This window comes from Actinomycetota bacterium (assembly GCA_036280995.1).
Lineage (GTDB): Bacteria > Actinomycetota > CALGFH01 > CALGFH01 > CALGFH01 > CALGFH01.
In genome coordinates this window covers 25,717-33,481 of the sequence record DASUPQ010000331.1, presented here as the reverse complement: position 1 = coordinate 33,481, position 7,765 = coordinate 25,717, and the positions used below count along the sequence as shown (strand labels likewise).

8 protein-coding genes are annotated in these 7,765 nt (G+C 75.9%); 4 read left to right on the top strand and 4 right to left on the bottom strand.

Going from position 1 to position 7,765, the window contains the following annotated elements:
- Window positions 1–776: BON domain-containing protein (locus VF468_11440; protein HEX5878917.1), on the bottom strand; the 776-nt coding region annotated here is incomplete at its 3' end.
- Window positions 777–841: 65 nt separating this feature from the next.
- On the bottom strand, window positions 842–2,419 hold the full coding sequence (locus VF468_11435; GenBank protein HEX5878916.1) for a Na+/H+ antiporter: 1,578 nt from the start codon (window positions 2,417–2,419) through the stop codon (window positions 842–844).
- Here VF468_11435 and VF468_11430 point away from each other — a divergent pair.
- Both VF468_11430 and VF468_11425 read left to right on the top strand, forming a co-directional pair.
- The gene (locus VF468_11430; GenBank protein ID HEX5878915.1) at window positions 2,418–3,413 is read left to right on the top strand and encodes a nucleotidyltransferase; all 996 of its coding nucleotides are present in this window, start codon (window positions 2,418–2,420) and stop codon (window positions 3,411–3,413) included. The genes VF468_11435 and VF468_11430 overlap by 2 nt on opposite strands.
- Entirely contained in the window at window positions 3,410–4,138 is a 729-nt protein-coding gene (locus VF468_11425) for a metallophosphoesterase (GenBank protein HEX5878914.1), read from the top strand. Before VF468_11430 ends, VF468_11425 begins: the two co-directional genes overlap by 4 nt.
- On the opposite strand, the gene VF468_11420 is transcribed toward VF468_11425, so the two are convergent.
- Window positions 4,139–5,425: a patatin-like phospholipase family protein gene (locus tag VF468_11420; protein HEX5878913.1), complete on the bottom strand. Its 1,287-nt coding sequence runs from the start codon at window positions 5,423–5,425 to the stop codon at window positions 4,139–4,141. It abuts the gene before it with no gap.
- A 101-nt stretch (window positions 5,426–5,526) separates the two neighbouring features.
- Complete coding sequence (locus VF468_11415) at window positions 5,527–6,459, bottom strand: phosphotransferase (GenBank protein HEX5878912.1); 933 nt, start codon at window positions 6,457–6,459, stop codon at window positions 5,527–5,529.
- Window positions 6,460–6,499: 40 nt separating this feature from the next.
- Between VF468_11415 and VF468_11410 the strand changes: the two genes are divergently transcribed.
- Together VF468_11410 and VF468_11405 are read left to right on the top strand one after the other, a co-directional pair.
- Window positions 6,500–7,012 (top strand): DUF4126 domain-containing protein, encoded by a 513-nt coding sequence (locus VF468_11410; GenBank protein HEX5878911.1) that lies wholly within the window; start codon window positions 6,500–6,502, stop codon window positions 7,010–7,012.
- A 38-nt stretch (window positions 7,013–7,050) separates the two neighbouring features.
- Complete coding sequence (locus tag VF468_11405; protein ID HEX5878910.1) at window positions 7,051–7,764, top strand: MBL fold metallo-hydrolase; 714 nt, start codon at window positions 7,051–7,053, stop codon at window positions 7,762–7,764.
- Window position 7,765 lies beyond the last annotated feature (1 nt).

Sequence of the window (7,765 nt, the reverse complement as noted above, 5' to 3'; positions counted from 1 at the left end):
TCGGCGCCCACGGCGCCGGTCTCGGTGGCCGGGGTGCCGCCCAGGGGGCCGCCCCCGGTGGTGGGCTCGCCCACGGCGCCCGGGCCCTTGGCCGTGCCGGGGACCTGCTCGACCATGTCGTCGCCGCGACCGCCCTCGACGCTGGGCGGCTCCGCCTCCGGGTCGCCGCCGGAGGTGGCGGCGGTCGGGTCGAGGGCGGGCAGCTCGCCGCCGCCGGCGGCGTGGCGGAGATCGGCGGCGGCCAGGTCGGGGGCGGCGGCGCCCGCCCGGGCGGCCCGGTCCTCCTCGTCGAGCAGGTCGTCGGGGTCGCCGCCGGCCTCGTCCCACTCCGACAGGGCGAGCCGGTCGGCGGCGGCCACGCCGCCGCGCTGCTCGGTCGCGGTCGGGGCCAGCTGGGGCACGTCCGGCGGGGTCCAGGGCTCGTTCTCGTCAAGGGCCTCGGCCAGGTCCTGGGTCGGGGCCGAGTCGGGACCGGCCAGCATGTCGGTCGACCCGACCAGGACCTCGTCCTCGGTCGGGGAGGCGGGCTCGGTGGCCAGCGGGTCGTCGTCGAAGCCCTCGCGCAGGCCCCGGTCGACCTGGAGCTCGTTCACCACCGAGGTGGCGTACTCCTCGGCCAGCTGGCCGGCCACCGTCGCCTCCTCCGGCGAGGCCACGGCCCCGAGCAGGACCACGTCGGCGTCGCGGGTCGCGACCTCGATCCGCTCGTCCCCGACCCGGGTCGACACCCGCAGCCGCTCGCGGATCCGCTCCAGCACGTCTGCATCGACAGCCATCGGGCCCGGCCCTCCTCGTCGCGTTCGTCGGCCGGGCACCCCTACCCCGGGGACCGGGCACGGAATCAGCCCGGGCGCTCGCGCTCCAGCCGGGCCTCCTCCAGGTCAAGGTCGTGGTCGAGGCGGCGGGCCACCTCGGTTGTGACCGCTCCCTGCTCGCGCAGGCGGCGCAGCTCCTCCCGCTGGACCCCGAGCAGGTCGTGGACCAGCTCGGTGACGGCCCGGTGGCCCTCGGGCGGGTCCTCGTCCCGGGTCTGGTCGAGGTGGGCCAGGCGGGCCCGGTAGCGTTCGCGGAGCCGGTCCACCAGCTCCGCCGGGACGCCGTCGCTCCCCGGTTCGAGCGTGTCCAGGTGGTCCAGGGCGACCTCGGACAGCCGGGCCAGGGCCCGGCGGCCGTCGCCGGCCGCCCCGTCGTCGTCGGCCGTCACCCCCAGCCGGCGGATGACCCACGGCAGGGTCAGGCCCTCGCCGACCAGGGTGACCACGATCACCGAGAAGGCCAGGAACACGACCAGGTTGCGGTCGGGGAACGGGCCGCCCCCCTCGACCTCGGTCGGGATGGCCAGGGCGAGGGCGAGGGTCACCACCCCGCGCATGCCCGCCCAGCCGACCACCGTGAGCCGCCGCCAGCCCGGGTAGGGGTCGCGCTCGCGCACCCGGGCCGACAGCCGCGGCAGCCAGCTGGCCGGGAACACCAGGGCCAGGCGCACGACGATGACGACCAGGTTGACGGCCAGGGCGGCCAGGGCCAGGTCGGCCAGGGAGCGGCCCTCGATCCCCTCGACCACGGTGCGCAGCTGCACCCCGACGAGCACGAACGACAGGCCCTCGAGGACGAACACCAGCCAGTCCCAGAGCTGGCGGGCCTGGAGCCGGGCCCCCGAGGAGATGGCGCTCCAGTGGCGCGTCATCAGCACCCCGCAGGCGAGCACGGCCAGCACCCCCGAGACATGGACCCGCTCGGCGGCCAGCCAGGCCACGTACGGCAGCAGCAGCTTGACGGTGTTCTCGACCGGCGCCTCCGACACCCGGCGCAGGATGCGGCTGCCGGCCCAGCCGACGGCCAGCCCCACCGCCGTCCCCCCGACGGCCGACACGCCCAGCTCGATCCCGGCGTCGACCAGCGAGAAGGCGCCGGAGACGGCCGCGGCCACCGCCATCCGGTACAGGACCAGGGCGGTGGCGTCGTTGAGCAGCCCCTCGCCCTCCAGGATGGCGACCATCCGCCTGGGCAGTCCCAGGCGGCCGCAGACGGCGGTCGCGGCCACCGGGTCGGGCGGGGACACGATCGCCCCCAGCACCACCGCCACCGCCACCGGCAGCCCGAGCACCGTGTGGCCCAGCACCGCCACCGCGGCCGTGGTCACCAGCACCAGCCCCACGGCCAGCAGGGCGATCGGCCTGAGATTGCCGCGCAGCTCCTCCAGGTCGGTGTGGAGCGCCGCCCAGTACAGCAGCGGCGGCAGGAACAGGGCCAGGATCAGCTCCGGGTCGAGCTCGACCTGGGGCAGCCCCGGGATCAGGGCGACGGCCAGGCCGGCCAGCACCAGCAGCACCGGCTCGGGGATGTTGGTCCGCCCGGCCAGCCTGACCACCACCGCGACGGCGGCGAGCAGGGCGACCATGAGCTCGAGGGTCTCCATGACGGGGCAACGGTGGCACGCGCCGGTCGCGCCCGCCACCCGGCGCCCACCGGCGCGTTTCGTCGCCTGCCGGGCGTGGAACAGCCAGGACATGGACGACGAGCACCACCCCCACGAGCGCGAGTGGCGGGGCACCCTTCCCGAGGTCGACGAGGAGACCTTCCTGCGGGTGCTCACCGAGGCCATCGCGGTCGCCGGCGGCACCGGCCTGCCGCACGCCTTCATGGGCGGGATCGCCTCGACCGCGCTGGGCCGGCCCCGCTGGACCCACGACATCGACCTGTGCGTGCGCCGCGACGACGCCCGGACGATGCTGCGCGCCTTCGCCGACGCCGGCTACGACACCGAGGAGACCGACCAGACCTGGCTCTACAAGGCGACCAAGGACGGCGTCCTGGTCGACGTGATCTTCGAGAGCACCGGCGGGATCGTGCTCGACGACGAGATGCTGTCGCGGGTCCGCCAGGGCACCTTCGAGGACCTCCAGCTCAACGTCCTCGGCCCCGAGGACCTGCTGGTGATCAAGGCGATCGTCCACCGCGAGCACCGCCAGCGGCACTGGTTCGACGCCCTCGCCCTGGTCGAGACGGGCGAGCTCGACTGGCCCTACCTGCTGCGCCGGGCCGCCCCGGGCCCGCGCCGGGTGGCCAGCCTGCTGCTGTACGCCCAGACCGACGGGCTGCGGGTGCCCGACTGGGTGATCGAGTCGCTGCTGGAGCAGGCCCGCGAGCAGGAGACCGGCGCCGACGTGCCCGACGAGTACCTGGTCGCCCACGCCAACGAGGCCCTGGCCGGCGACCCCCAGACGGCCGAGCTGGAGCTGGACGTCGCCATCGACGGGCGCGAGGTGGTGGTGACCGGGACGGTGGCCACGCCCGAACGGCAGGCCGCCGTGGCCGAGGTCATCGCCAAGGCCCTGCCCGGCCGGGAGGTCCGCAACCTGACCGACGTCGAGGACGCGGCGGCCGACCCGTTCGTAGAGACGCTGCCATGATCCGGGTGGCGGCCGTCGGCGACGTCCACGTCGGGGTCGACTCGGCGGGCCGCCTGGCCCCGCGCCTGGCCGGCCTGGCCGACCACGCCGACCTGTTCCTGCTGGCCGGCGACCTCACCCACCGGGGCCGGCCCGAGGAGGCCAAGGTGCTGGCCGAGGAGCTGCGCGGCGTCGGGGTGCCGACGGTGGCCGTCCTCGGCAACCACGACTACCACTCCGACGAGCAGGACGCCGTCACCGAGGTCCTCGAGGAGGCCGGCATCCGCGTCCTGGAGGGTGAGGCGGCGGTGCTGGAGGTGGGCGGCCGCCGGCTCGGGATCGCCGGCAGCAAGGGGTTCGGCGGCGGCTTCGCCGGGGCCAGCGCCAGCGACTTCGGCGAACCGGAGATGAAGGCGTTCGTCGGCCACACCAAGACCCTGGCCGGCCGGCTGGAACGGGCCCTCGGGGGGCTCCGGGCGGACCGCCGGATCGCCCTGCTGCACTACTCGCCGGTGGCCGAGACCCTGGCCGGCGAGCCCCGCGAGATCCACGCCTTCCTCGGCAGCTACCTGCTGGCCGAGGCCGTCGACCGGGCCGGGGCCGACCTGGTCCTGCACGGCCACGCCCACCGGGGCAGCCGCACCGGCACCACCCCCGGCGGGGTGCCGGTGCGCAACGTCGCCGCCCCCGTGATCGGCCGCGCCTACGAGGTGTTCCGCTTCGACGCCGAGGACGCCCCGGCCTGATCAGCCGCCCAGGCGCAGGGTGGTGATCCGGCCTGTCCGGAGCTCGGCCTCGGCCCGGCCCCGGACCGCCGCCGCCGGGTCGTCGCGGTGGGCCTGCACGGTCCAGGTCACCCGGTCACGGGTCACCTGCTTGCGGGTCGGGTCGACGTGCAGGTCGGCGGTCAGGTGCTCGCGCACGAACCGGCCGATCCGCTGGCGGCCGCGGAGGCTGCCCCGGTCCGGGAAGGGCGGCGCCGAGACCAGCTCGGCGTCGTCGGCGAAGCAGGCCAGCACCGCCCCGGGGTCGCGGCGCCGCCAGGCGCGCTCGAAGGCCAGCGCGGCCAGGAACTCCTCGGCCATGGCCTCGCCGTGGGCGATCAGGTCGCGGATGAAGCCGGGGTCGCGGTTGAGCTTGGAGGCGGTGCCGAGCGACCGGGACAGCCGCGACCGGGACAGCTCCAGCACCCGCACCGTGATCTGCTTGTAGCGGCCGTCGGCGGCCAGCCGGCCCTCGGCCAGCAGCTGGTCGATCTTCTCGATGAAGCCGAGCTCCTGGTGCAGGGAGAGGTTGCCGGCCAGCTCGTTGCGGCGGTCGGCGATCTCGACCATCGTCCGCGGCTCCCCGTCCCAGCGCCTGGGGTTGATCTGGATCACCCAGAGCTCGTCGGGGCGGGTGTCGACCAGCTCCCGGACGGGCGGGTTCTGGGAGAACAGGCCGTCCCAGTAGGTGCCGTCGCCGACCCGGACGGAGCGGAACAGGTTGGGGATGGCCGCCGAGGCCAGGATCGTGTCGGCGGTGATCGGGTCGCGACGGCTGTTGAACGCCCGGAACTCGCCCGAGAGGACGTCCACGGCCCCGATCAGCAGCATCGGCCGCGACTCGCCGGCCGGGACGGCGAACCGCCCGAAGTCGACCCGCCGTTCCAGCATGGCCCGGAACTCCTCAAGAGCGGCCACCGACGTTGGCGTGTCGTAGGGGCTGACCGCCGGCAGGACGACCAGGTTCTCCAGCCTGGCCGCCCACAGCACCCAGGCGTTGACCAGCTGCTCCAGCGGGGTCGTGGCCGAGTTGTCGGCCCAGAACGCCTCCAGCAGCTTGCCGGCGGCGGCCTGGTCGTCGTCGAGCAGCGCCGACCAGGCGAGCAGGGCGCAGACGGCCCCGCCGGAGGTGCCGCTGAGACCGACGACCTCGACCCCGGCCAGCTCCTCGGCGCCGAGGAGGCGCTTGAGCACCCCGGCCGTGAAGGCGGTGTGGCTGCCGCCGCCCTGGCAGGCGATCGCCACCCGGACAGGTCCCGTTCCGGTCATCCGTCCCATGCTACGGGACCGCTTGTTTGCTCCGCTGCTGCGCGAGTTACGGGCGGGGCAGTCCCGCAGCCTGAGCTGCGGGACGACGACGGGCAGAACGCCTAGCCGGCTTTGCCGACCTCGCCGCCGAGGCGGGCCAGGGCGGCGGCGACCAGGTCCTCCACGCCGCGCCAGGCCGGCGGCGTCTCGGGGACGACGTCGACCGTCGCGGCCACGTCCCACCAGGGGTGGTGGTCGAAGCCGGTCAGGGCGCGGTGGGCGGCCAGGAACCGGTCGGCGACGGCCAGGCCGAGGTCGGCGGTCAGGTTGACCCGCATGTGGCCCAGGTCGACCGAGGGCGGCCCCCACGACCCGCCGATCCAGTCCACCACCCCGGTGAGCCGGCCGCCGGTCCAGAGGGTGTTCCCCGGGTGGTAGTCGCGGTGGATGAAGCAGGCCCGGTCGTCCGGCGGCGGCCCGGCCGCCACCGTGAACGCCCGCTCCCACAACTCCGGCCGGTCCGACCAGGCCGGCGGGACCAGCGTCGCTGGTTCGTAGAAGCGGTGATGGGGAGGCACGACGCGGGTCGCCGGAACGGTCACGGCATGGATGGGCGGGAGGGCCGCGGCCAGACCCTCGACCAGGGCGGCCGGGTCGTGGAGGTCGGGCGGGGCGCCGGGGAGGCGGCTGACCAGCAACGCGGGCACGTCGCAGACGGCGGCGTCGGGGTCGGCGGCGACCAGCGGCGGCGCCGGCACCGGGGTGGGGGCGAGGAGCTCCAGGATGGCCGCCTCGCGGGCGGCGGTGAAGTCGGGGTCCTCGTCGTCCCAGCCGGGTCGCGCCCAGCGGCGCAGCACCAGCCGATGGGTCGCGCCGGCCGCGTCGGCCACGTCGACGGCGTGGTTGGCCAGCCAGGCCGACGGCAGCGGCCGCACCGCCACCACCCGGCTCCCGGGGCCGAACGGCGCCGCCGCCCAGCGCAGGGCGGCCGCCGGCGGGCGGCGGCGGAGCAGCCGGGCGACCCGGCTGGTTTCGGGAGGCTCGATCGCGGCCATGCGGCTAGCATCATGCACCCGCCGAACCGAAGGAGCCGCCGTGGACCGGGCCCCCTCCCTCCTGCCACCCCTGCCGCCGCCCGTCAGGGCGCTGCTGCTCGGGTTCGTCACCGGCATCCGCTCCCAGGTCCCGGTCGCCCTCCTGGCCGTCGAGGCCAGGCAGGGCCGCTTCGACCCGGGCGCGGGCCGGCTGGCCCGCCGGTTCGCCTCGCCCCAGGGGACGGGCGGCGCGCTGGTCGCCTTCGCCGGCGAGCTGGTCGCCGACAAGCTCCCCATGACGCCGCGCCGGACCACCTGGGGCCCGTTCACCCAGCGCCTGGTCACCGGCGGGACGATCGGCGCCGCGGTTCAGTACGACGCCGGCGAGTCGCGCCCCCTCGGTGCCCTCCTCGGCGCTGCCGGGGCCGGCGCCGGCGCCTACGCCGCCACCAAGGTGCGCGCCCTGGCCGCCGAGCGGACCCGCCTCCCCGGCCCGCTGCTCGGCGCCGCCGAGGACCTGTTCGCCGTCGCCCTGGCCGTCGCCGTGGTCACCGCCGGCCGCGACTCCGGCTAGAAGGGTTTGCGGCGCCGATCTCGTGCAAGGCCGTCGCCATGGAGGTAGCCGACGGCATCCACCGGTTCGGCACCCGCATGGTCAACTGGTACCTGATCGAGCGCGGGGGCCGCATCACCCTGGTCGACGCCGGCATGCGCGGCTACTGGCCGCAGCTCACCGACGCGTTGACCGCCCTCGGCGGCAAGGTCGAGGCGGTCGAGGCGGTCGTCCTCACCCACGCCCACGCCGACCACGTCGGCTTCGCCCACCAGGTGAAGGCCAACTCCGACGCCACCGTCTGGGTCCACGAGCGCGACGCCGAGCCCGGGCTGCGCCGGTTCCCGCCGTTCCGGCTGTACCTGCGGCCGACCGCCTGGCCGCTGCTCGTCCACGGCCTCCGCAACGGGCTGCTCGCCACCCCCGACGCCGCCGAGGTCCGCACCTTCACCGACGGCGACGTCCTCGACGTCCCCGGGCGGCCCCGGGTCCGCCACCTTCCCGGCCACACCCGCGGCAACTGCGCCCTGCACCTGCCGGACGCCAGCGTCGTCTTCAGCGGCGACACCCTGGTCACCTTCGACCCGTACCGGCGGCGTCGCGGGCCGCGGCTGCTCGTCAAGGGCGTCAACGAGGACAACGAGCAGGCCCGGAGCTCCCTGGACGCGCTGGCCGGGCTGAACGCGCAGCTGCTGCTCCCCGGCCACGGCGAGCCCTGGCGCGACGGGGTGGCCGCGGCCGTGGCCGACGCCCGCCGCCGCGGCTACTGGTGAC